Source organism: Amycolatopsis sp. NPDC004747 (genome assembly GCF_053601335.1).
In genome coordinates, this window is the sequence record NZ_JBSGBQ010000012.1 from 96,332 (window position 1) to 118,774 (window position 22,443).

21 protein-coding genes and 1 tRNA gene are annotated in these 22,443 nt (G+C 71.5%); 15 read left to right on the top strand and 7 right to left on the bottom strand.

Translation table 11 applies throughout. The annotated features are described in order from the left end of the window. Positions 1–73: 73 nt before the first annotated feature. From ACWEGE_RS20930 to ACWEGE_RS20955, 6 genes are all read left to right on the top strand, one after another. On the top strand, positions 74–925 hold the full coding sequence (locus ACWEGE_RS20930; protein ID WP_449662108.1) for a class I SAM-dependent methyltransferase: 852 nt from the start codon (positions 74–76) through the stop codon (positions 923–925). Further along, positions 922–1,836 (top strand): GNAT family N-acetyltransferase, encoded by a 915-nt coding sequence (locus ACWEGE_RS20935; protein ID WP_449662109.1) that lies wholly within the window; start codon positions 922–924, stop codon positions 1,834–1,836. The genes ACWEGE_RS20930 and ACWEGE_RS20935 overlap by 4 nt, the downstream gene beginning before the upstream one ends. A gap of 23 nt (positions 1,837–1,859) precedes the next feature. Beyond that, positions 1,860–2,786: a GNAT family N-acetyltransferase gene (locus tag ACWEGE_RS20940; protein WP_449662110.1), complete on the top strand. Its 927-nt coding sequence runs from the start codon at positions 1,860–1,862 to the stop codon at positions 2,784–2,786. 259 nt (positions 2,787–3,045) lie between these two features. Continuing rightward, positions 3,046–3,759: an ABC transporter ATP-binding protein gene (locus tag ACWEGE_RS20945; protein ID WP_449662111.1), complete on the top strand. Its 714-nt coding sequence runs from the start codon at positions 3,046–3,048 to the stop codon at positions 3,757–3,759. Then, entirely contained in the window at positions 3,756–5,654 is a 1,899-nt protein-coding gene (locus ACWEGE_RS20950; RefSeq protein ID WP_449662112.1) for a YhgE/Pip family protein, read from the top strand. The genes ACWEGE_RS20945 and ACWEGE_RS20950 overlap by 4 nt, the downstream gene beginning before the upstream one ends. After that, on the top strand, positions 5,651–6,223 hold the full coding sequence (locus ACWEGE_RS20955; protein ID WP_449662113.1) for a TetR/AcrR family transcriptional regulator: 573 nt from the start codon (positions 5,651–5,653) through the stop codon (positions 6,221–6,223). The genes ACWEGE_RS20950 and ACWEGE_RS20955 overlap by 4 nt, the downstream gene beginning before the upstream one ends. Here the strand turns inward: ACWEGE_RS20955 and ACWEGE_RS20960 are convergent. Then, the gene (locus ACWEGE_RS20960; protein ID WP_449662114.1) at positions 6,220–6,942 is read right to left on the bottom strand and encodes an AraC family transcriptional regulator; all 723 of its coding nucleotides are present in this window, start codon (positions 6,940–6,942) and stop codon (positions 6,220–6,222) included. The genes ACWEGE_RS20955 and ACWEGE_RS20960 overlap by 4 nt on opposite strands. Positions 6,943–7,024: 82 nt before the next feature. On the opposite strand from ACWEGE_RS20960, the gene ACWEGE_RS20965 reads away from it, so the two are divergent. Further along, entirely contained in the window at positions 7,025–7,942 is a 918-nt protein-coding gene (locus ACWEGE_RS20965) for an NADP-dependent oxidoreductase (RefSeq protein ID WP_449662115.1), read from the top strand. 307 nt (positions 7,943–8,249) lie between these two features. On the opposite strand, the gene ACWEGE_RS20970 is transcribed toward ACWEGE_RS20965, so the two are convergent. From ACWEGE_RS20970 to polA, 3 genes are all read right to left on the bottom strand, one after another. Beyond that, complete coding sequence (locus tag ACWEGE_RS20970; RefSeq protein WP_449662116.1) at positions 8,250–9,851, bottom strand: trypsin-like peptidase domain-containing protein; 1,602 nt, start codon at positions 9,849–9,851, stop codon at positions 8,250–8,252. A 102-nt stretch (positions 9,852–9,953) separates the two neighbouring features. Next, a complete protein-coding gene (locus tag ACWEGE_RS20975) occupies positions 9,954–10,493 on the bottom strand; it encodes an EF-hand domain-containing protein (RefSeq protein WP_449662281.1) in 540 nt (179 codons plus the stop codon). A 148-nt stretch (positions 10,494–10,641) separates the two neighbouring features. After that, on the bottom strand, positions 10,642–13,383 hold the full coding sequence (gene polA / locus ACWEGE_RS20980; RefSeq protein ID WP_449662117.1) for a DNA polymerase I: 2,742 nt from the start codon (positions 13,381–13,383) through the stop codon (positions 10,642–10,644). A 62-nt stretch (positions 13,384–13,445) separates the two neighbouring features. Between polA and ACWEGE_RS20985 the strand changes: the two genes are divergently transcribed. Beyond that, the gene (locus tag ACWEGE_RS20985; RefSeq protein ID WP_072480163.1) at positions 13,446–13,886 is read left to right on the top strand and encodes a PaaI family thioesterase; all 441 of its coding nucleotides are present in this window, start codon (positions 13,446–13,448) and stop codon (positions 13,884–13,886) included. Positions 13,887–13,891: 5 nt separating this feature from the next. Beyond that, complete coding sequence (locus ACWEGE_RS20990; RefSeq protein WP_449662118.1) at positions 13,892–14,863, top strand: LysR family transcriptional regulator; 972 nt, start codon at positions 13,892–13,894, stop codon at positions 14,861–14,863. On the opposite strand, the gene ACWEGE_RS20995 is transcribed toward ACWEGE_RS20990, so the two are convergent. Then, positions 14,829–15,599 (bottom strand): alpha/beta hydrolase family protein, encoded by a 771-nt coding sequence (locus tag ACWEGE_RS20995; RefSeq protein ID WP_449662119.1) that lies wholly within the window; start codon positions 15,597–15,599, stop codon positions 14,829–14,831. The genes ACWEGE_RS20990 and ACWEGE_RS20995 overlap by 35 nt on opposite strands. Before the next feature lie 551 nt (positions 15,600–16,150). Between ACWEGE_RS20995 and ACWEGE_RS21000 the strand changes: the two genes are divergently transcribed. From ACWEGE_RS21000 to ACWEGE_RS21020, 5 genes are all read left to right on the top strand, one after another. Then, positions 16,151–17,308 (top strand): branched-chain amino acid ABC transporter substrate-binding protein, encoded by a 1,158-nt coding sequence (locus tag ACWEGE_RS21000; protein WP_449662120.1) that lies wholly within the window; start codon positions 16,151–16,153, stop codon positions 17,306–17,308. Between the two features lie 111 nt (positions 17,309–17,419). Beyond that, positions 17,420–18,382, top strand: coding sequence for a branched-chain amino acid ABC transporter permease (locus tag ACWEGE_RS21005; protein WP_176171421.1), 963 nt, complete (start codon positions 17,420–17,422; stop codon positions 18,380–18,382). Next, on the top strand, positions 18,379–19,506 hold the full coding sequence (locus tag ACWEGE_RS21010) for a branched-chain amino acid ABC transporter permease (RefSeq protein WP_449662121.1): 1,128 nt from the start codon (positions 18,379–18,381) through the stop codon (positions 19,504–19,506). The genes ACWEGE_RS21005 and ACWEGE_RS21010 overlap by 4 nt, the downstream gene beginning before the upstream one ends. Continuing rightward, positions 19,503–20,276, top strand: a complete 774-nt coding sequence (locus ACWEGE_RS21015; protein ID WP_176171423.1) for an ABC transporter ATP-binding protein — start codon at positions 19,503–19,505, stop codon at positions 20,274–20,276. The genes ACWEGE_RS21010 and ACWEGE_RS21015 overlap by 4 nt, the downstream gene beginning before the upstream one ends. Continuing rightward, positions 20,266–20,979: an ABC transporter ATP-binding protein gene (locus ACWEGE_RS21020; protein ID WP_176171424.1), complete on the top strand. Its 714-nt coding sequence runs from the start codon at positions 20,266–20,268 to the stop codon at positions 20,977–20,979. The genes ACWEGE_RS21015 and ACWEGE_RS21020 overlap by 11 nt, the downstream gene beginning before the upstream one ends. Positions 20,980–21,022: 43 nt before the next feature. On the opposite strand, the gene ACWEGE_RS21025 is transcribed toward ACWEGE_RS21020, so the two are convergent. Both ACWEGE_RS21025 and ACWEGE_RS21030 read right to left on the bottom strand, forming a co-directional pair. Continuing rightward, positions 21,023–21,544 (bottom strand): hypothetical protein, encoded by a 522-nt coding sequence (locus ACWEGE_RS21025; RefSeq protein ID WP_449662122.1) that lies wholly within the window; start codon positions 21,542–21,544, stop codon positions 21,023–21,025. Between the two features lie 34 nt (positions 21,545–21,578). Further along, the gene (locus ACWEGE_RS21030) at positions 21,579–22,193 is read right to left on the bottom strand and encodes an ANTAR domain-containing response regulator (RefSeq protein WP_013227937.1); all 615 of its coding nucleotides are present in this window, start codon (positions 22,191–22,193) and stop codon (positions 21,579–21,581) included. A 173-nt stretch (positions 22,194–22,366) separates the two neighbouring features. Here ACWEGE_RS21030 and ACWEGE_RS21035 point away from each other — a divergent pair. Beyond that, positions 22,367–22,440 (top strand) — tRNA-Leu (locus ACWEGE_RS21035). The last annotated feature ends 3 nt before the right edge of the window (positions 22,441–22,443 follow it).

The window sequence follows — 22,443 nt, forward strand, 5'->3', positions numbered from 1 at the left end:
CTCGCGGAAGCAAACCGCACGCACGAGGACGCAGGTGGGGCGAGCAGCGCCACCGGGACCGGAGACCCCCATCATGCCACCGGAGGAGGCGCCCGCGCCGGGGCGCCACGACGCCGCCGAACACCGGCTGGGCACCGCGGCCGTCGCCTACCGCGAGGTCGGCGGGGCCGAAGCCGCGGCCGCGAACCTCGCCTGGTGGGACGCCGACGCCGACGACTACCAGGCCGAGCACGGCGGGTTCCTCGGCGACGCCGACTTCGTCTGGTGCCCGGAGGGTGTCCGGGAGGCCGAGGCGCGGCTGCTCGGCGACGTCCGCGGCAAGCGCGTGCTGGAGGTCGGCTGCGGGCAGGCCGCCTGCGCGCGCTGGCTGGCCACCGAGGGCGCGCACGCCGTCGCGACCGACCTTTCGGCAGGCATGCTGCGCCACGCCCGCGACGGGAACGCGCGCACCGGCCTGGACGTCCCGCTGGTGCAGGCCAACGCCGAGCAGCTGCCGCTGGCCTCCGGCAGCTTCGACGCGGCCTGCTCGGCCTTCGGCGCGATCCCGTTCGTGGCGTCGGTGGACGCGGTCTTCGCCGAGGTCCACCGGGTGCTGCGGCCGGGCGCGCCGTGGGTGTTCTCGGTGACGCACCCGATGCGGTGGATCTTCCCCGACGACCCGGGCCCGCAGGGGCTCACCGTCACCCAGCCGTACTTCGACCGCACGCCGTACGTCGAGGTCGACGACGAGGGCACCGCCACCTACGTCGAGTACCACCACACCCTCGGCGACTACGTCCGGGCGCTGGCCGGGGCCGGGTTCACCCTGACCGACCTGGTCGAGCCCGAGTGGCCGGCCGGGCACACGCGGGTGTGGGGCCAGTGGAGCCCGCTGCGCGGCAAGCTCTTCCCGGGCACCGCGATCTTCCGCACGCACCGCTCGTGACCACCCTCGAAGCCCAGCAGAACGCGCGGTTCGCCGCGCTCGACCCGCTGCTGCCGCCGATCGCGGCCCCGCCGTCGCCGTCGAACGAGCCGCTGGTCGTGACGGTCGGCGGGCGCAAGGCGGGCGGCCTGCTGACCCGGGTCGTGCACGCCCCGGGGTCCTGGCCGACGCTGTGGGGCCCGTCCGACATCCGCGACCTGACCGCGGTGCCGGGCGACAGCGGCGCGGCGGGGCTGGCCGCGTTGCTGGGCGCGTGGCGCGACCGGCTGCGCGGGACGCCGGCCGGCCCGGACTCGGCCTGCTCGGTGACCTGGCCGAGCCGCGACGCCGAGGCGTCCGCGGTGCTGCTGGCGCACGGGTTCGCGCCGATGACGTGCCTGGCCGTGCGGACCACCGGCGAGCCCGGCGACCCGGGGCCGGCGCGGGTGAGCGTCCGCCGCGCCGGGGAGGGCGACGTCGAGGCGCTGACCGAGCTGCGGCTGGCCGAGTGGCGGTACACCTCGCTGGTCGGCACCGCGGTGCCGCGGCCGGGGGCGCGGGAGCTGCTGCGCGCCGAAGTCGTCCGCGCCCTGCGCTTCGGCGGGCTGGTCTGGCTCGCGGAGGAGGGCGGCGTGCCGGCCGGGATGGCCTCCTGCGCGCTGGCCGAGGCCGTACCGGGCAACTCCGTCCACGGCAGGCTGCTGCCGGGCCGCTGGGGGTACGTCGACACGGTGTCGGTCGGGCCCGCGGCCCGCGGCGGCGGGGTCGGCCGGGCGCTGATGGCGGTCGCGCACCGGGACCTGCTCGGCCGCGACGTGCGCGGGACGTTCCTGTTCTACCACCCGGCGAACCCGCTTTCGCCGGTGTTCTGGCACCGGCAGGGCTACCGTCCGCTGTGGACCATGTGGCTCCGGCGCCCGGCCTGGTCCTGACCGCACCGACCGAGGGGGAAACCATGGACATCGCCGAACCGCTGCTCGCGGCGCACCGGGCGCGCTTCGCCGCCGTCGACGCGCTGCTGCCGCCCGCCGCACCACCGGCCGAAGGCGAGCGCCTCGACGCGGCCACCACGAACGGCACGCGGGTCACCGGGGTGCTGCAGCGGCAGCGGCTCGCACCCGGCGACGTCCCGATGCTGTGGTCGGCCGCCGACACCTGGCAGCTCTTCCCGTACTTCGGCGACACCGGCACCGAAGGCGTGGACGTCCTGCTGCGCGCGTTGAAGGGCCGGCTCGAGGCCGAGGAGACCGGTGGCGACTCGGCGTGCGTGGTCGTCTGGCCGAGCCGGGACGCCGAGGCGATCCGCGCCTTCCTCGACCACGGTCTCGTGCCGCTGTCGGCGGTCGGCGTGCGCACCGCTCCCCCGCCCCCGCCGGCCGCCGTGCCAGGGGTCGCCGTCCGGCGGGCCGGGCCCGGCGACTTCGCCGCGGCGCTCGAGCTGGCGACGGCGACGTTCGACTACACCGGGCTCGTCGCCGCGCCGCGCCGGGACAACACGGCCGAGCTGCTGGCGCCGTCCCTGCGTGACGCGCTTGCCGCGGACGAACCGGCCGTCTGGCTGGCCGAGGCGGACGGCGAGCTGCGCGGGTTCGCCCAGTGCGCGTGGCTCGACGCGGTCCCGGGCAGCGAAGCGGGCGAGCTGCTGCCGCCGGGGCGCTGGGGGTACGTGAACAACGTCGTGACGCTCCCCGGGGAACGCGGCGGCGGGTTCGGCCGGGCGCTGATGGCCCACGTGCACCGGGAGCTGCACCGCGGCGGCGCGATCCACACGTACCTGTACTACAACCCGACCAACCCGCTGTCCTCGGTGTTCTGGCACCGGCAGGGCTACCGTCCCCTGTGGACGACGTGGGAGGTGCGCCCGGCGGCGGCGCTGCGATGAGCGCGGGCGAGCACGAGCCCGGCCCCTGCCGCGCGGCCGGGCCGCACAGGCCCCTGCCCTTGAGCGAGCGTGCCGGGCACCGCAGCCCGACCGGCCGGGCTGCGCCGGTGTCGCCGGGATGCGACAGTTCCCCCGCCACAGCTGTTCGGTGAGCCACTCACAAGTGTGACGTGCGTCCGGTGATCTTGCCGCCACCACCCGCCGGGACTAGTTTTTGAACTGACCGGTCAGTTCAAAAGTTCGCGAAGCGGGAGAAACCGTGCAGGTCCGAGCCGATCGGGTGTCCCTCGAGGGGCACCACGGCACCTTGTTGCCACCCACCTCCCTGATCGTCGGCGAGGGCGACCTGGCGATCGTGCACGGCGAACCCGGCGTCGGCGTCACCGCGTTCGGCCTCGCGCTGGCCGGACGGCTGAAGCCGACCACCGGCACGGTGCACGCCGAAGGTGCCGACGCTCCGCTGACCGAGCTCGTCGCGGTCGTCGACGCCCCGGGTGTCAGCGAACCGGACGACGCGCTGCCCCTGCGCGTGGTCGCCGGCGAGGAGCTGGCGCTGGCCCACCGCCCGGCGGGCAAGGAGGACGTCGCCCGCTGGCTCGCCGGCCACGACGCCGCGCCGTTCGCCGGCACGCGCTTCGAGAACCTCACCCCGGCGCTGCGCACGCGGCTGCTCACCGAACTGGCCGCCGAGCGCAAGGGCGTTCGCGTGCTCGTGCTCGTCACCCCCGACCGGCACACGAGCGACGTCGGCAGCTGGGCCGGGCTGGCGCGCGAGCAGGCCGAGCGGGGCCTGGTCGTCGTCGTCCTGACGGCGACGACCCCGCTGTCCGCGCTGCCCTTCGCCCCGGCGCTCATCGGCGCGGCCGAGCAGCCCGCGCCGCAGCACTGCGCGTCCCCCGAGGCCTCCCCCGGGAGCGCCGCCCCCGAACCCACCGAAGAGCTCACCGAGAGCACTGACGGAGTCCCCGAATGAACGCCTTCCGGATCGCGCGCAACGAGCTGCGCCGCCTCTCCACCGGCACCCTGCCGAAGCTCGCGCTGGTCGCGCTCGTGCTGGTGCCGCTGCTGTACGCCTCCTTCTACCTGTACGCGAACTACGACCCGTACGGCCGCCTCGACAAGCTGCCCGCCGCGGTCTTCACCAGCGACACCGGGGCGAAGGACGCCGGCGGCCAGGAGCGCAACGTGGGCCGCGAAGTGACCGACGAGCTGGTCAAGTCCGGCACGTTCCAGTGGCACGAGGTGTCCGAACAGGAGGCCCGCGACGGCGTCCGCGACGACAAGTACTCGTTCGCCATCGGGATCCCCAGCGGCTTCTCCGCCGCGCTGCTGTCGGTCGGCAACTTCCAGCCGCAGCAGGCGACGATCACGCTGACCACCAACGACGCCAACAACTACCTGTCCGGCACGATCGCGAAGCAGGTCGCCGAGCAGGTCCGCAAGACGATCGCGGAGAAGGTCGGCAGCGAGGCCGCGGACCGGTTCCTGGTCGGCTTCTCCACCATCTACGCCAAGATCCAGGAGGCCTCGACCGGCGCCGCGCAGCTCGCCGACGGCGCCACGCAGCTCAAGTCCGGGCAGCAGCAGCTGGCCGACGGCGCGGCGAAGCTCGCGGACGGCTCGTCGACGCTGGCGACCGGCCTCGGCACGCTCAAGAGCGCCACCGCGTCCCTGCCGTCGCAGACCCAGCAGCTCGCCAACGGCGCTTCGCAGGTGGCCGCCGGTGACCAGAAGGTCGCCGACGCCGCTTCGATCGCCGCGACGGCGTCGTCCGACATCCAGGGCAAGCTCGACTCCTACCGCAGCCAGCTGCAGGCGGACCTGCGCTCCGCGGGGGTGCCGGAGGCCCAGGTCGAGGCGATCCTGGCCAAGGCCGACCAGCTGCGCTCCCCCGTCGACCAGGCCAACGGCAAGATCCAGCAGGCCAACGGCGACCTCGCGAAGCTGGCCGACGGCGCCCGCCAGGTGTCCGACGGCGCGGCCAAGCTCGCCGCGGCGTCGCCGCAGCTGGCGAGCGGCATCGCGCAGGCGTCCGACGGCGCGAACCAGCTGCGGGACGGCTCGGCCAAGCTCAGCGACGGCGAGAAGACGGCGGTCAACGGCACCAACCAGCTCGCCGACGGCGCGGTGAAGCTGCGCGACGGGCTGGCGTCCGGGCTCAAGCAGATCCCGAACCCCGACGACCCGACCCGCTCGGCGACGGCCAACACGATCGCGGACCCGGTGGCGGTGAACGCCAACGGCGAGGCGTCGGCGGGCACGTACGGCGCCGGTCTCGCGCCGTTCTTCATCTCGCTGGCCACCTGGATCGGTGCGTTCGTGCTGTTCCTGATCCTGCGGCCGCTTTCGACGCGCGCGCTGACCGCGGGCGCGGCGCCGTTCCGGGTCGCCGTCGGCGGCTGGCTGTCCTCGGCGCTGCTGGGCATCGCGCAGGTGGTCGTCCTGTTCGGCGCGGTGACGTGGCTGGTCGGCATCCACATCGCCCACCCGCTGGAGGCGATCGGGTTCGCCGTGCTGGTGTCGCTGACGTTCACGTCGGTGGTGCACGCGCTCAACGCCTTCTTCGGTGCGGTCGGCAAGTTCCTCGGCCTGGTGCTGCTGGTGCTGCAGCTGGTGAGCGCGGGCGGCACGTTCCCGTGGCAGACGATCCCCGACGCGCTGTACCCGCTGCACGTGGTGCTGCCGATGGGGTACGCGATCGACGGCTTCCGCCACCTGTTCTACAGCGGGGCGTCGACGGGACGGCTGCTCGGCGACATCGGCGTGCTGCTGGCGTACCTGGCCGGCGGGATCCTGGTGTCCACTTTGGCCGCCCGCAAGCGTCGCGTTTGGACGGTGTCCGCGCTCAAGCCCGAGCTGAGCCTGTGAGCGGGGGAACGAAGCAGAAGCTCTTCGAGGCCACTTTGGAGCTCTCGAAGAGCCGGGGCCTGGTGGGCCTGACGGTCGACGACATCGCGGCCGCGGCCGGCGTCGCGAAGGGCACGGTGTACTACAACTTCGGGTCGAAGGACGGGCTGGTCGACGCGCTGCTGCGGTACGGCGTGGACATGCTGGCCCTCCGGCTGCGCGACGCGGTCTCGGACGCGGATCCGCTGGACGTGATCGAGGCGCAGGTCGACACGACGCTGGAGTTCATCGCGCAGTACCCGGGGTTCTCGCAGATCCTGGTGAGCGAGCTGTGGCGGACGCCGGGCCAGTGGCACGGGACGCTTTCGCTGCTGCGCGAGGAGATCATCTCGATCGTGAAGCAGCAGTTGTCGCGGCTCGAGGCGGCGGGGCGGCTGCCGGAGGGCGTGCAGATCCCGACGGCGGCGGCCGGGTTGTTCGGCACGATGCTGGTGGTGGCGCTGGACTGGCAGGTGTTCGGGCCGCAGCGGACCCGGGCCGAGGTGCGGGACGCGGTGATGGTCCTGATCCGCGGCCTGGGGCGGCGCTAGCCGGCGGCCCGCGCCTTCGCCCGGTAGCGGCCGGGGGTTTCGCCGACGAGATCGGTGAAGGCGTCGATGAAGCTGCCCGGGTTCGCCCACCCGAGCCGCGTTGCCGTGTCGGTCACCGACGTGCCGTCGGCGAGTTCGAGCACGGACCGCTGAACGCGCAGCAGCGTGCGCCACTGGTGGAAGGACATCGAGAGCTCGCTGCCGAACAGCCGGCTGAGGGTGCGTTCGCTCGCGCCGGTCCGGCGGCCCAGCTCGGCCAGGGTCGCCGGGCTCGCCGGATCGGCGTGCAGTAGGTCGGTGACCGCCTTGAGGCGCGGCTCGGCCGGTTCCGGGAGGCGCAGCGGTTCCTGCCCGGCGCGGGTGAGCTCGGTGAGGACGACCTCGAGCAGCAGCCGGGCGCGCGAGCTGCCGTCCGGCTCGGTGTGCATCGCCAGGTACGCCTCACGCAGCAGCGCGCCGGCCGTGAACACCGACGGCTCCGCCGGCAGGCGCCCGGCCTGGGCCGCGGGAACGCTGAGCAGGCGGACGACGGTCGCGCCGTGCGCGCGGCTGCTGTGGACGTGGAACGGCGGCACCCAGGTGATGCGGTTCGACGGCGCCACCCAGGTGCCGGCCCGGGTCGTGGTGACCAGCGCGCCGGTGGCGGCGTACCTGAGCTGGCCGAAGTCGTGGGAGTGCGGGGCGATGTCCTCGCCGTGGGCCAGTGGCTCGCAGGTCACGGTGGCCAGTCTAGGCGGGTTTTCGGAAAATCCCGGCGGGACACCGGTGGTACGCCCACGTGGCGGCGATCATCGTGGAGGCATGCGAATGATCACCCAGCACACGTACGGCGGGCCCGAGGTCCTGACCATCGTGGACTCCCCCGTCCCGCAGCCGCTGCCCACCGAAGTCCTCGTCCGGGTCTCGGCGATCGGGCTCAACCCGCTGGAACCGCGCCTTCGTGCGGGCGAGTTCCCCATGCTGGGCCGGCCGCCGTTCGTGCTGGGCTGGGACATCAGCGGCGTGGTCGAGGCGGCGCAGACGTGGCGCTTCCGCCCGGGCGACGAGGTGTTCGGGATGCCGCTGTTCCCCCGGGCGGCGGGCGGGTACGCCGAGTTCGTGGCCGCGCCGGCGTTGCACCTGGTGCGCAAGCCGGCGTCACTGACCCACGTCGAGGCGGCGGCCTTGCCGATCGTCGGGCTGACGGCGTGGCAGGGCCTCGTCGACCTCGGCGGCGTGACGGAGGGGGACCGCGTGCTGATCCACGGCGGCGGTGGCGGGGTCGGCCACGTCGCGATCCAAATCGCGAAGTCGCTGGGGGCGCACGTGATCACCACCGCGCGCGGGGACAAGCGCGAGTTCGTCACGGACCTGGGCGCGGACGAGGTCGTGGGCGACGACTTCGCCGACGTGGTCGCCGACGTCGATCTGGTGCTCGACACGATCGGCGGCTCGACGGCCCAGCGTTCGCTCGACGTGCTGCGCCCAGGAGGCCACCTCGTGACGGCGGTCGCGGAGGAGGACGCGGAGCTGATCGCGAAGGCCGAGGCGGCCGGACGGCGGTTCAGCGGAATCGCGGTCGAACCGGACCCGGTGGCGCTGCGGGGGCTCGTCGCGCTGGTCGAGGCGGGCAGGTTGCGGGTGCACGTGGCGGAGGTGTTCCCGTTCTCGAACATCGCCGACGCGCATCGGGTGCTCGAGCGGGGTCACCTCAAGGGGAAGGTGGTGCTCACCGTGTGATCCCGCGTCCCCTCGGGCAAAGTCGGACCGCCGGCTTTCAGGTCCCTAACCACGGCCCGGAAACGGCACGCTGACCCCCAAACCCGCACCCCACCCAGACCCCTCCCCCCACCCCGATCCGAAGCCCCAACACGGCCGGTGGTGCCGGGTCAAGGCACGCTTTCCCGCCTTGACGCGGTACCACCGGCCGTAGTCACAATCGGGCATCGGGGTGGTGGGCACCGACCAGGGCCACCCGGACCAGCCGCACCTTCAGATGAAAGCAGTTCTCCACACCCGGCTCAGCCGCAGTTCTCCACAACCCGCCTCAACCGCGGTCCTCGATCCGGGCCCGCACCGCCGCCGCATAGCTGTCCACCGCCGTGGCCGCGGCCGTCAGCTCGCACGGACCGTCGATCAGCAGCCTCTTCGCCGGGATGTACGCCTGCTCGATCTCCGGGTCGCCCACCAGCCCGTACTCCCGGGCCAGCTCCACGTCACCCGCCAGGCGGGTTCGCAGTTCCTCGCGGCGGGCGACCAGGCCGTCGAGGACCGCTCGCTGGCGGCGGCCGTCCTCCACCGCCGGGGCCACCGCGTGCTCGTGGCTGTCGATGTGGCGCTCCACCCACTCCGCGTCGCCGTCCACCTCGGCCGAGCGGAGCTGCTTGAGCGCCCCGCGAAGCCGCTGTGCCCGGGCCGGCAGCATCGCCACGCCCGTGAAGCGCGTTGCCACCCTCAGCTGGTACGCCTCGATCTCCGCCAGCTCCGCCACGGCCTGGGTGAGCACCTCCAGGCGGCCCGCGAGGTCGTCCGGGGCCGGGCGAGCCTGGCCCGTGCTCGCGCGGACCGCCGCCACCCCCGGCGACGACTCCTCGCGGAAGCCGAGCAGCAAGCGGAGACCCAGCTCCGCCGCGCGGCCGGCGAGCGGGGCCAGTACCTCGCCGACGAGCCGGTCGGGCTCCGCCGAGTCGTCGATCCCGTCGACCACCAGCGTGCGGCCCGCGACGCCGGTGGTGAGGCGGTCCGCGATGCGGTGGCGGACCGCGTCGGCCGTGCGGCCCGTCGCGTCGACCGCGAGGTCCACGCTGCCCGGCGGCGGTGTCTCGCCCAGTGCCGGCGGCAGGCCGGGCACGCCGAGGGAACGTTCCCGGTCGGCGAGCACGATCCCGAACCGCAACGCCGCCGCGACGGGCGAGCCGGCCTCACCGGTGTCGACGACCCAGACCGTCCCCGGCTCGGCCTTGGCGAACCAGTCGGCGACGCGCTGCACGAACGACACGTCGACGGCCTCGCCGACCGGGCGCGAGAAGCTCGCGTCGACCGCCGGGCTGCCGGACGCCCAGATGCTCAGCTGCGGCAGGTGCCCGAGCATGGTCTCGACCGGCACCATCCAGGTGCCGGTGTCCTTGCCGACGACCATGCCGACCACGTGGCCGGTCGCCTCGTCGATCACCGCCGTGCCGCCGAAACCGGGGCCGAGCGGTTCGGCTTCGGCCGTGCGGAAGAGGCGGACCCACTCGCCGCCGGTCTGCTCCGGGCCGCCCAGCCGGGCGTGCGTCCAGCGGCCGACCGAGCCCGGCGGGAAGCCGAACGCGCGGACGAGCTGGTGCTCGCCGAGGGGCATGCGGTGCAGCGGGGCGCGGAACACGCGGGATTCGGGGCGCTCCAAGCGCAGCAGGGCGAGATCGCCGTGGCCGCCGCCGTCGGAGGGCACCCAGCAGCCTTCGACGACGCTCGCGGCGCCGGGCATGGCTTCGGCCAGGCCGACGAAGTCGACGCTCAGCGCGGATCGCGGCCCACCGGCGGTCTCGACGACGTGCGCGCTCGTGAGCACGTGGTACTCGTCCAGTACCGTGCCCGCTCCGCACACCCGGCCGAGTTCGTCGTGCAACCGGACCCGCCAGCGGCGTCGCTCACGCTCGAACCCCATTCGGCGGACCCTACGCCGTGATCGCCGCGCACCGCCGCCGACCTCCCTACCCAGCGGTAATAGCTCACCCGAACGGAGTCATCCGTTCGGCACAACGCGGGATCACACTGCACCGAACACGCGGCTGCCGGGCGCGGCCGGGTCGTCGCCGGCCCAGAACTCGAACCAGTGCCGGGTGAACTCTTCGCGCGACAGGCGGCCGTCGCCGTCGGTGTCGAGGAGGGCGAAGACGCCTTCGGACGGCGTGCCGACGCCGTTCCAGGCCGCGATCAGGCGCTCGTACTCGGCGGCGGAGATGACGCCGTCGCCGTTTTCGTCGACGGCCTCGAACATCGCCTCCGCGGTGCCGGTGACCGCGTCCGGCATCGCCGGCAAGGCGTCGACGACCCGGAGGACCTGGTCGAGGCTGACTCGTCCGCCGCCGCCCGCGGCGTCGTCGAGGGTGCCCCACCAGCCCATCATGATGCCGGCGAGCCGCTGGCCGCCGGGCGTGCTCGCGTCGGTGCCGCGGAGGTCGAGCCACCGCGCGGTGAGCGCGCGGAAGTCCGCCTCCGTCAGGAACCCGTCGCCGTCGGCGTCCATGGCGCCGAAGACGCCGGAGATCTTGCGCCGCTGGAAGTCACTGGCCATGGCGCCCAGCATCGCCGCGGCGCGTGCCGCCCGACGACGGCCGCCCGAGTACTTCCGCGTCACGACCCGGTGATCCGGGCCGTGACGCCGAGTGAGCAAACAACCGCTTGAGGGGGTCCGGGTGGCGAAGCCCCCGGCTCGGGGCGGAGCCCCGGATGTTTCAGTGCGCGGCTTCGTTCCAGGACCGGCCGTAGCCGACCGAGACCTCGAGCGGCACGGCCAGGGCGTACGCCGAGCCCATGCCCTCGCGCACCAGCTGCTCCAGCTGCTCCTTCTCGCCCTCGGCGACTTCCAGCACCAGTTCGTCGTGGACCTGCAGCAGGATCCGGCTCTTCAGCTTCGCCGCCACCAGCGCGCGGTGGACGTTGAGCATCGCGACCTTGATGATGTCCGCCGCGCTGCCCTGGATCGGGGCGTTGAGCGCCATCCGCTCGGCCATCTCGCGGCGCTGGCGGTTGTCACTGTTGAGGTCCGGCAGGTAGCGGCGGCGGCCGAAGATCGTCTCCGTGTACCCGCACTTCGCCGCTTCGCCGACCACCGAGTGGAGGTAGTCGCTGATGCCGCCGAAGCGGGCGAAGTACGCCTCCATCTGCTCCTTGGCTTCCTCGGTGGAAATCCGCAGCTGTTGCGAGAGCCCGTACGCCGACAACCCGTACGCGAGCCCGTACGACATCGCCTTGACGCGGTAGCGCAGCTCCGGCGTGATCTCCTCCGGCGGCATCGAGAACGCCCGCGACGCGACGAACGTGTGCAGGTCCTCGCCCGAGTTGAACGCCTCGATGAGGCCCTCGTCCTTCGAGAGGTGCGCCATGATCCGCATCTCGATCTGGCTGTAGTCCGCGGTCATCAGCTCGGAGTAGCCCTCGCCGACGACGAAGGCATCGCGGATGCGGCGGCCTTCTTCGGTGCGGACCGGGATGTTCTGCAGGTTCGGCTCGGTCGAGGACAGCCGCCCGGTGGCCGCGATCGTCTGCAGCAGCGTGGTGTGGATGCGGCCGTCGTCGGCGACGGACTTGATCAGGCCCTCGACCGTGGTGCGCAGCTTCGTCGCGTCGCGGTGCTCCAGCATGTGCTGCAGGAACGGGTGCTCGGTCTTCTCGAACAGGCCCTGCAGCGCCTCGGCGTCGGTGGTGTAGCCGGTCTTGGTGCGCTTGGTCTTCGGCATGCCCAGCTCGTCGAACAGCACGACCTGCAGCTGCTTCGGCGAGCCGAGGTTGATCTGCTTGCCGATCACCGCGTACGCCTCTTCGGCGGCCTGCGTGACCCGCGAAAGGTAGTGGGCCTCCAGCGAGGTCAGCTGCTCGAGGTCGACGGCGACGCCGGCGATCTCCAGCTCGGTGATGACCTCCAGCAGCGGCAGCTCCAGCTCGGCGAGCAGCTTCGCGCCGCCGATCTGCTCGAGTTCCTTGTCGAGCGCGCCGGCCAGCTCGAAGATCGCGCGGGCCTTGACCAGCTCTTCCTGGATCTCCTTCTGCTCCAGGCCTTCCGCACCGCCGTCGAGCAGGGACAGCTGGCCGTCGCCGCCGTCGGTCTCCGAGCGCAGCTCGCGGTGCAGGTAGCGCAGCGCGAGGTCGTCGAGCTCGAACGTGCGCTGCCCGGGCCGCACGAGGTACGCGGCCAGCGCGGTGTCCATGGCGAGCCCGGCGAGCACCCAGCCCCGGGCGCGGATCGCGTGCAGCGGGACCTTGAGGTCGTGACCGGTCTTGCGGATCGTCGGGTCCGCGAGCCACGCGGCCAGCGCCGCGTCGTCGGCCTGGTCCATGGCCGTGACGTCGACATACGCGCCTTCGCCGTCAGCCGCCGCGAAGGCGACCGCCCGCAGGTCGGACCGGACCGACGTGCCCACCGTGCGGAAGGACAGGGCCACCGGCTCCCCCGCGCCCGCGTGCGCGGCCAGCCACGCACCCAGCGCACCGGGCGCCAGCGCGGCGCCCGAGACCTCGAAGCCTTCGTCGGCCTCCGGCTCGGCGCTCTGCAGCGTCGCGAACAGCCTGTCGCGCAGGACGCGGAACTCGAGCTCGTCGAACAGCGCGTGCACGGCCTCGCGATCCCACGGGCGCAGCTCCAGCCCGGACGGCCCGATCTCCAGCTCGACGTCGCGGATCAGCTCGGTGAGCTGCCGGTTGAGCTGGACCGAGGACAGGTGGGCCCGCAGCGCGTCGCCGACCTTGCCCTTGACCTCGTCGACCCGGTCGACGAGGTCGCCGAGCGAGCCGAACTGCTTGATCCACTTGGCCGCGGTCTTCTCGCCGACACCGGGGATGCTCGGCAGGTTGTCCGACGGGTCGCCGCGCAGCGCGGCGAAGTCCGGGTACTGCTGCGGGGTGAGGCCGTACTTCTCTTCGACGGCGTCCGGGGTGAACCGGGTCATCTCCGAGACACCGCGCTTCGGGTACAGCACGGTGACGTGCTCGGTGACCAGCTGCAGCGCGTCGCGGTCGCCGGTACAGATGAGGACGTCGAAGCCGTCGGCCGTCGCCTGCGTCGTGAGCGTGGCGATGATGTCGTCGGCCTCGAAGTTCTCCTTCACCAGCGACGGGATGCCGAGCACCTGGAGGACGTCCTTGACCAGGTCGACCTGGCCGCGGAACTCGTCCGGTGTCGTGCTGCGGTTCGCCTTGTAATCGGCGTACGTCTCCGAGCGGAACGTCTTGCGCGAGAGGTCGAACGCCACCGCGAGGTGGGTCGGCGCTTCGTCGCGCAGGAGGTTGATGAGCATCGAGGTGAAGCCGAAGACCGCGTTCGTGACCTGGCCGGTCTTCGTCTTGAAGTTCTCCGCGGGCAGGGCGAAGAACGCGCGGTAGGCCATCGAATGGCCGTCGATCAGCAGCAGCTTCGGCCGCTCGGCGACAGTGGTGTTTCCTGTGGCGTTGGCAACGGTCGTCTTCTCACTCGGGCTCACGGGGCCGAGTCTAGGCTGAGGGTCCGACACTCTTACGTGTCGCATAGGAACAGGAGCTTTGCGTGACGGACAGTGCCGCCCCCATCGACGTGGAGCGGCTGTCGGGCATCGACCCGGCGGCGGCGGACCAGCAGCTGAACGACAAGGTCGGGATGAAACTGCTGGAGGCGACGGCCGAGCGGGTGGTCGGCACGATCCCGGTCGAGGGCAACCTCCAGCCGTACGGCCTGCTCCACGGCGGCGCGAACGCCGTGCTCGCCGAAGCGCTGGGCTCGACGGTCGCCGCGCTGAACGCGGGCCCCGACCGCGCGGCGATGGGGCTGGAGCTGTCCTGCACACACCACCGCGCCGTCCGTTCGGGCACGGTCACCGGCGTGGCGACCCCGCTGCACGTCGGCCGCGGCACGATCACCGCGGAGATCGTGCTGACCGACGACGAGGGCCGCCGCACCTGCACCGCGCGGCTCACCTGCGTGGTCCGGGACCGGCCGCCGGGCGCCTGACCCCCGTGGACCTCGACGTCGCCCAGGTCCGGGCCTTCGTGGTGACCGCCGAGCAGCGGCACTTCGGGCGGGCCGCCCAGTCGTTGTTCGTCACCCAGCAGGCGCTGTCGAAGCGGATCCGGAAGCTGGAAGACGCCCTCGCCACGCCGTTGTTCCTGCGCACGCCCCGCTCGGTCGAGCTGACCGCCGACGGCGAGCGGTTCCTCCCGCACGCGCGCGAGCTGGTGCGGGTGGCCGACGCCGCGGTGGCCGCGATGGGCGCCGAGGACCGGCCGCTGCGGCTCGACCTCGTCGACCACCGGCTCTCGCCGATGTCCCTGCTCCGCCGGCTGGCCGTGCACGAGCCGGGGCTGCGCATCGACCGGGTCGCCGGCCGCGGGTTCGCGAACGCGATCGACCCGCTGCTGTCCGGGGAGCTCGACGCGGCCTTCGGCCGGGTGACCGGCTGCGGGCGGCCGCTGCCGGACGAGCTGGAGCACCGGCCGGTCCGGCTCGAGCCGCTGGTCGCCCTGCTCGCGCCGGAGCACCCGCTGGCCGTGCAGGACGTGCTGCGCCTCGACGAGCTGCGCGCCGACGGGATCTGGCTGCCGGGGCTCGGCGGGCCTCCCGAGTGGCTCTCCTACCTGAAGGAGCTGTGCGACGAGTTCGCCGTGCCGATCGACGACTCCGGCGTCAGCTACGACCTGCGGCACACCCTCGAGCAGACGCGGTACGGCAAGCGGCGCGTCACCCTGGCCGGCGCCGACATGGAGCTCGCGCCCGACCTGAACCTGAAGGTGCTGCCGTTCGAGCCGTCACCGCTGTTCCCGTGGTCGCTGGTCTGGCGGCGCGGGAAGGCGCACCCGGCGTTGCGGCGGCTGCTGGCCGCTGCCGGGCGCACCAGCCGCGAAGAGGACTGGTGCGCCTACGACCCGGAGCACGCCTGGCTGCCGTCCGCCGACGTCAGCCTCGCAACCGCCGCGCGAACCACTCACTGAACGCGGCGTCCACGCCGGCCGCGGCCGGCGTCCCGGGCGGGAACTCGTGCGCCATCCCGTCGACCGTCACCAGCTCGGCCCCCAGCTTCGCGTGCAGCGCCGCCGCGGGCTCGCGCACGGCGACGTCGTCGTCGGCGCCGGTGACCAGCAGCAGCGGCGCGGTCAGCTCGGCGGCCCGGTTCACGTAGTCGTAACGCGCCGCGACCGCGCGGGACCGCTCGGTCCACGAGTAGGTCACGCCGAAGCGCCGCTCGTTGGCGGCGATCACCGGCGCGAGCTGCACGACCGGGCTGGCCACCGCCGCGGCCGCGATGCCGGCCTCGCCGCGGGCCAGCACTTCCAGGGCCACCAGCGCCCCGGCCGAGCCGCCGAACACCCCGAGCCGGCCGGTCGCGCCGGGCAGCCTGCCGCGCAGCTCGGCCAGCGCGGCCGGGAACTCCCCCGCGGCCTGCTCGGTCACCGGCTCGAAGACGTTGAGGACGGCGTCCTCGCTCGCGCGCCGGAAGACCTCCCCGGGGCCGCCCTCGGGCAGCCGTGCCCCGGAGAGCGGGAGGCCGAAGTACACGCGCCACGCCTGCAGGCCCGCCATCGGGACCGCCTCCGCCATCGCGCGTTCGCTCGCCGGCGCGTCCATCAGGTGCCAGCCCGCCACCAGCGCGGCCGGCGCGTCCGGGTCCGCCGGCGGCACCGCCACGAACGGCACTCCCGCCGCGACGCCCTCGATCAGCTCGCTCATCCGTCTCTCTCCTTGTCCTTCGGCTGCCTCCAGCGAACCGCCGGGACACCGGGCCGGTCCAACAGCCGTTCCGGCGGCCACGACAACCGCCGGTTGTGACGGCCGGGCCCGGCCGGGCGGACTTTCGGGCAGACCTGAACCGGGGGGTGGTCCGTTCGGCGGGCCGAACCGGACGTAAGGTGCATCCCTACGGCGGTGCCCGCCCCGGCCGGCCCCCGCCAGGGTGAACAGCGGATCACCGGGAAACCGGCAACGTCCGGGTCGCCGAAATGGGCGATGACATACCGGTGAAACACGGTTGTCACCCATTCGCAGAACAGACGCCGATACTTAGCATCGCTGCGTGACCAGCGGCGGGTCACAGGGAAACGTCGTTCGCCTTTTCGTGCAATTCGTGTCGGTTGCGATCGTCACGATGTGGACACAGAGTAGTGAGGCCGCCTGTGCACAAGACGGGCGAGAGGGATATCTTCCTGCCCTAACCTAGCCCCTGTGTCGGGGGCAACGCCTACCGGCGGCTGGTTGGTCATGGGAGGTAGTCGGTGTCAGGAGTGCGTTTTGGACGGGTTCTCGCCCTCGCAGCGGCGACGTCGCTCGCGCTGGCGGGCTGCGCCGGTGGCGGCGGCTCGTCGAGCAACAGTGGCGACGGCAGCACGCTGAAGATCGGGTTCATGGGCGACCTGACCGGGGAGAACTCCGGGATCGTGATTCCGCCCAACAACGGCGCCAAGCTCGCCATCGACGAGTACAACGCCACGAACCCCAAGGTGAAGCTCGAGCTGAAGAACTACGACAGCCAGGGCAAGCCGGAGCAGGCCACCTCGCTGGTGCAGACCGCGATCGGGACGGACAAGATCACCGCCCTGATCGGCCCCGCGTTCTCCGGTGAGTCGAAGGCCATCGGCGGTGTCCTCGAGCAGGGCAAGGTGCCGAGCGTGTCGCCGTCGGCGACCAACCCGGGCCTGGCGAAGAACGGCTGGAAGTACTGGCACCGCGTCGTCGCGAACGACAACGACCAGGGCCCGGCCATCGCGAACTTCCTCATCACGGCGAAGTCGCCGAAGAACGCGTACGTCATCTCGGACGACCAGGAGTACAGCGTCGGCCTGGCGGACGCCTTCGAGAAGACCTTCAAGGACAAGGGCATCACGACCGAGCGCGACAAGTTCGCCAAGGACGCGTCCGACTACTCCTCGACGGTCCAGAAGGTCAAGGCCGCGAACCCGGACGTCATCACCTTCGGTGGCTACTACGCCCAGGGTGGCCGGCTGCTCAAGCAGCTCCGCGACGGTGGCGTGAAGGCCATCTTCGCCACCGGTGACGGTTCGCTCGACCCGCAGCTGGTCTCCGGTGCCGGTGCCGCGGCGGCCGAAGGCGCCGTCATCGGCTGCCCGTGCAACATCCCGGACGCCGGTGCCAGCAACGAGTTCGCCACCAAGTACAAGGCCAAGTTCAACGTCGACCCGGCGATCTACGCCACCGAGGGCTACGACGCCGCGACCGCCATCATCAACGCGGTCAAGGCCGGCAACACCACCGGTGAGAAGATCAACGACTTCCTGAAGACGGAAGACTTCAAGGGCGCGTCGAAGCAGGTCAAGTTCAAGGAGAACGGCGAGCCGGAGACGAACGCGATCTACGTGTACCAGGTCGTCGGCGGGGTCATCAAGAACCTCGGCGCCTCGACCGAAGCCAAGATCAACGGCTGACGGAGCTAGTTAACACCTAACGGGAGCGGGGGCGCTGTGGACGACCACAGCACCCCCGCTCCCCGCCAATGTGGCGACCATCCTCGCCCCGTCAGGTAAGGCAACTACGTCATGTTCCAAGATCTGCAGAGCCAGTTTCTGGGCAGCACCATCGGCGGCCTGGTAGCCGGCTCCATCTACGCCCTCATCGCCCTGGGCTACACGATGGTCTACGGCGTCCTGCGGCTGATCAACTTCGCCCACTCCGAAATCTTCATGATCGGGACGATGACGTCCCTGTTCATCCTCGTCACGATCGCGCCGACGGCGCCGTTCACGATCTTCTCGATGATCGGCATCCTGCTCCTGCTGATCGTCGCCTCCGCGCTGGTCTCCGGCGGTTCGGCGATCGTGCTCGAACAGCTCGCCTACCGGCCGCTGCGCAAGAAGGGCGCGACCCGGCTCGCGGCCCTGATCTCGGCGATCGGCGCCTCGCTGTTCCTGCAGGAGGCCTTCGGCCTCAAGATCATCCCCTGGCTGTTCGACAAGCCGGGCCGCGTCCAGCAGTCCGCGCCGCGGTTCGTGCCGCACGAGGAGCTGTTCCGGATCGGCAACGGCGTCGTGCGCACCGACCACGTCTTCGTGATCATCGGCGCGGTCATCGTGATGGTGGTGCTGGACCAGCTGGTCAGCCGCACCCGCATCGGCCGCGGTATCCGCGCCACGGCGCAGGACCCCGAAGCCGCCGTGCTGATGGGTGTCAGCATCGACCGGATCGTCCGCATCACGTTCCTGCTCGGCGGGGCCATGGCCGGGGTCGCGGCCGCCCTGTTCGTCATGGAGTACGAGAACACCGACTACCGCATCGGCTTCCTGCTCGGCATCAAGGCGTTCACCGCCGCGGTGCTCGGCGGTATCGGCAACCTGCGCGGCGCCCTGCTCGGCGGGATCGTGCTCGGCCTGGTCGAGAACTGGAGCTCCATCTTCCTCGGCTCGGCCTGGAAGGACGTCACCGCGTTCGTCGTCCTGGTGCTGGTCCTGATGTTCCGGCCCACCGGCATCCTCGGTGAATCGCTGCAGCGGGCACGCGCATGAAGGGCGAAGAAGTGGCTACCAGCAACGGAAAGCCCGCACGCGGCGGGTTCCACCCCGTCGACGGGATGCGGGACTGGTGGGCAGACGCCCCGCAGTGGCAGCGTTACGGCGTCTACATCGCCCTGATCGTGTTCGCGCTGATCCTGCCCGCCCCCTGGATCGGGTCGTTCATGTCGCCGGACTCGGACTGGACGACGGTGCTGATCTTCCCGGTCGGCACGTACATCCTGCTCGCCGTCGGCCTCAACATCGTCGTCGGCCACGCCGGCCTGCTGGACCTCGGGTTCGTCGCGTTCTTCGCGATCGGGGCCTACACCTGGGCGTCCATCGGCACGTCGTACGGCTGGTCGTACTGGCCGACGGTGGTGCTCGGCATCTTCCTGGCGTCGATCTCCGGCGTCATCCTCGGCGCACCGACGCTGCGGCTCCGGGGTGACTACCTCGCGATCGTGACGCTGGGCTTCGGGGAGATCGTCCGGATCACCGCGAACAACACCGACGCGATCGGCGGGGCCCGGGGCATCACGAACGTCCCGCACCCGGAGCCGATCTTCGGGGTCGAGTTCTTCCTCGACCCGGCGCCGTACTACTACCTGATGCTGTTCGCGATCGTCCTCGTCATCACCTTCTCGGTGCGGCTCAGCAAGAGCCGCGTCGGCCGGGCGTGGGCGGCGATCCGCGAGGACGAGGACGCGGCCGAGCTGATGGGCGTGCCGACGTTCAAGTTCAAGCTGCTCGCCTTCGCGATCGGCGCGATGATCGGTGGTTTCGCCGGCACGATCTACGCCAGCAAGGCCGTGTTCATCGAGCCGAACAACTTCCCGTTCATCCTGTCCGCGACCATCCTGGCCGCGGTCGTGCTCGGTGGCTCCGGCAACCTGCCCGGTGTCATCCTCGGCGCGTTCGTGATCGCGTGGCTGCCCGAGCGGTTCCGGTTCCTCTCCGAGTACCGCATCCTCATCTTCGGCTTCGTGCTGGTCCTGATGATGGCCCTGCGGCCGGAGGGTCTGCTGCCGTCCCGGCAGCGCAAGGCCGAACTACGGGAAGGAACCGGCGGGATGGGTGCCATGGGCGCCGAAGTCGCCGGGCCGGACTCCGAGGCATCGGCGGAGGTCGCCAAGTGAACGCCCTGCTCGAATTCGACAACGTGACCATGCGCTTCGGCGGCGTGACCGCCCTGCGCGAGGTCAACATCAGCATCAACCAGGGCGAGATCTTCGCCCTCATCGGCCCGAACGGCGCCGGCAAGACCACGGTGTTCAACGTGGTCACCGGCGTCTACCAGCCGACCGAGGGCCAGGTCCGCTTCGACGGCGACCGCATCGACGGGATGAAGCGGTTCCGCGTCACCAAGCGCGGCATCGCCCGGACGTTCCAGAACATCCGGCTGTTCCACAACATGACGGCGCTGGAGAACGTCATGGTGGGCGTCGACGCGCACCACAAGACGGGCGCGATCGGCGCGACGCTCGGCCTGCCGTGGCACCGCAAGGAAGAGAAACACGGCCGCGAGGTGGCCAGGGAGCTGCTCGACTTCGTCGGCATCGGCCGGGTCGAGCACAGCGTCGCGAAGAACCTCTCCTACGGCGACCAGCGCCGGCTGGAGATCGCGCGGGCGCTGGCCACCGACCCGAAGCTGCTGCTGCTCGACGAGCCGGCCGCGGGCATGAACCCGGCGGAGAAGAACGCCCTGCAGGCGCTGATCCGCAAGATCCGGGACGACGGCCGCACGGTGCTGCTCATCGAGCACGACATGGGCCTGGTCATGCACATCAGCGACCGGCTCGCGGTGCTCGACTTCGGGCAGAAGATCGCAGAAGGGCTGCCGCACGAGGTGCAGAACAACCAGAAGGTGATCGAGGCGTACCTGGGGGTGTCCGAAGATGCTTCTTGAGGTCCAGGACATCAACGTCCACTACGGCAAGATCGCGGCCCTCAAGGGCATGAGCATCGAGGTCGGCGAGGGTGAGATCGTCTCCCTCATCGGGGCCAACGGCGCCGGCAAGACCACGACGCTCAAGACGATCTCCGGGCTGCGGCCGCTCACCAGCGGGCGGATCCTGTTCAACGGCCAGGACATCTCGAAGACCCCGGGGCACAAGCGCGTGCTGCTCGGGATCGGCCAGTCGCCGGAAGGCCGGGGCGTGTTCCCCGGCATGACGGTGCAGGAGAACCTCCTGATGGGTGCCTACACCCGCAAGGACGACCTGAAGGCCGACCTCGACGAGGTCTACGAGCTGTTCCCCCGGTTGAACGAGCGCAAGACGCAGTTCGGCGGCACCATGTCGGGCGGCGAGCAGCAGATGATCGCCATCGGCCGGGCGCTGATGACGAAGCCGAAGGTGCTGCTGCTCGACGAGCCGTCGATGGGCCTGGCGCCGATGCTGATCGCGCAGATCTTCGACATCATCCGGGAGATCAACAAGCGCGGGACGACGGTGCTGCTGGTGGAGCAGAACGCCCAGCAGGCGCTGAAGCTGTCGGACCGGGCGTACGTGCTCGAGACGGGCCGTGTGGTGCAGAGCGCGCCCGGCGCCGAGCTGCTGAACGACCCGAAGGTGCGGGCCGCCTACCTCGGTGGCGACCTCGGCGTTTGAGTTGTGTTGTGGAAAGGGCCCGGCCTTTCGGCCGGGCCCTTTCTCATAGCTTGATGTCGGTGCCGTTGGCGTTCTTCATGTCGGTAATGGTGGGGCCGCCGAAGGCTCGCATCGCGACCGGCTTCCGGTCCTTGGGGATGTCCCAGTAGAGGTCGAATTCGACGCGCACGCCGTGGCCGAGGTCGAACTGGGCGGGCTGGCGCTTGATCAGCATGGCCTGCTCGTCCGAGGGGTGGGTGCCGCCCTGGTCGTCGACCAGGAGCTGGCGTTTCGTGTCGAAGAGGACGCTCGAGGTGCCGGTGTTGGTGATCACCAGCCGCAGGCGCACGTACTGGCCCTTGGGGAGCATCTCGGCGTGGCTCCCGGTGATGCTGGGCAGCCCGGAGGCGAGGCCGAGGAGGTCGAACTCGGTGTCGCCGTTCTTGGCGGGCGGCAGCTTGAGGGCGGTCTCGTCGGGCCGGACCTGCCGCGCCGGCAGCTCGTAGGTGGCGGGCGCGGGGGTGCTCGGGGCGGCTTCGCACCCGGTCAGCAGCATGAGGACGACGACGGCCGGCAGCAGTTTCACCTGGGTGATTCTGCCTGCCGGCCGTCGGTTGCGGCTAGCTCCCGATGCTCTCGACAACGGCCTCGGCGACGGCCTTCATGGTGGTCCGCCGGTCCATGGCGGTCCGCTGGATCCACCGGAAGGCATCGGGCTCGGTGAGCCCCTGCCGGCTCATGAGCAGGCCCTTGGCGCGGTCGATGACCTTCCGCGTCTCGAGCCGGTCGGTGAGCCCGGCAACCTCGGCCTCGAGGGCCTGCAGCTCGGAGAACCGGCTGACGGCGAGCTCGATGGCGGGCACGAGGTCCCGCTTGGCGAAGGGCTTGACGAGGTAGGCCATGGTCCCGGCATCCCGCGCGCGTTCGACCAGGTCTCGCTGGCTGAAGGCGGTGAGGATGACCACGGGAGCGATCCGGTCCCCGGTGATCTTGGCCGCGGCCTCGATGCCGTCGAGCTTGGGCATCTTGACGTCGAGGATCACGAGGTCGGGCTTCAGGTCGGTGGCGAGGGAGATGGCCTGCTCGCCATCCCCGGCCTCCCCGACGACCTCATAGCCCTCTTCACGCAGCATTTCGACAAGATCAAGCCGGATGAGAGCCTCGTCTTCCGCGACGAGCACCCGACGCTGCGGCACGGTGGCGGCACCGTTGGCCTCGGTAGCCTGATCGGTCACCGGGGTCCTCCTGAAGACTCGGCGGGACGGTCGGTTTCGCGGGTTCCGCGAACCTGAAGCCTACCGGGAACGATCCAGAAGCAGAGATGGCGTTCACCACGTAGTGGCGGGCGCGACACTCCGCCCCCGGAGACGGGCGGGGTCCGGTGATCCCGTAGGGTTGACGGCGTCACGCCCCCGTAGCCCAACTGGCAGAGGCAACGGATTCAAAACCCGTCCAGTGTGAGTTCGAATCTCACCGGGGGCACGA

Coding starts and splice junctions, on each gene's coding strand:
- ACWEGE_RS20930 (WP_449662108.1), top strand. CDS start 74: ATGCCACCGGAGGAGGCGCCCGCGCCGGGGCGCCACGACGCCGCCGAA.
- ACWEGE_RS20940 (WP_449662110.1), top strand. CDS start 1,860: ATGGACATCGCCGAACCGCTGCTCGCGGCGCACCGGGCGCGCTTCGCC.
- ACWEGE_RS20950 (WP_449662112.1), top strand. CDS start 3,756: ATGAACGCCTTCCGGATCGCGCGCAACGAGCTGCGCCGCCTCTCCACC.
- ACWEGE_RS20965 (WP_449662115.1), top strand. CDS start 7,025: ATGCGAATGATCACCCAGCACACGTACGGCGGGCCCGAGGTCCTGACC.
- ACWEGE_RS20970 (WP_449662116.1), bottom strand. CDS start 9,851: ATGGGGTTCGAGCGTGAGCGACGCCGCTGGCGGGTCCGGTTGCACGAC.
- ACWEGE_RS20975 (WP_449662281.1), bottom strand. CDS start 10,493: ATGCTGGGCGCCATGGCCAGTGACTTCCAGCGGCGCAAGATCTCCGGC.
- ACWEGE_RS20995 (WP_449662119.1), bottom strand. CDS start 15,599: ATGAGCGAGCTGATCGAGGGCGTCGCGGCGGGAGTGCCGTTCGTGGCG.
- ACWEGE_RS21005 (WP_176171421.1), top strand. CDS start 17,420: ATGTTCCAAGATCTGCAGAGCCAGTTTCTGGGCAGCACCATCGGCGGC.
- ACWEGE_RS21010 (WP_449662121.1), top strand. CDS start 18,379: ATGAAGGGCGAAGAAGTGGCTACCAGCAACGGAAAGCCCGCACGCGGC.
- ACWEGE_RS21020 (WP_176171424.1), top strand. CDS start 20,266: ATGCTTCTTGAGGTCCAGGACATCAACGTCCACTACGGCAAGATCGCG.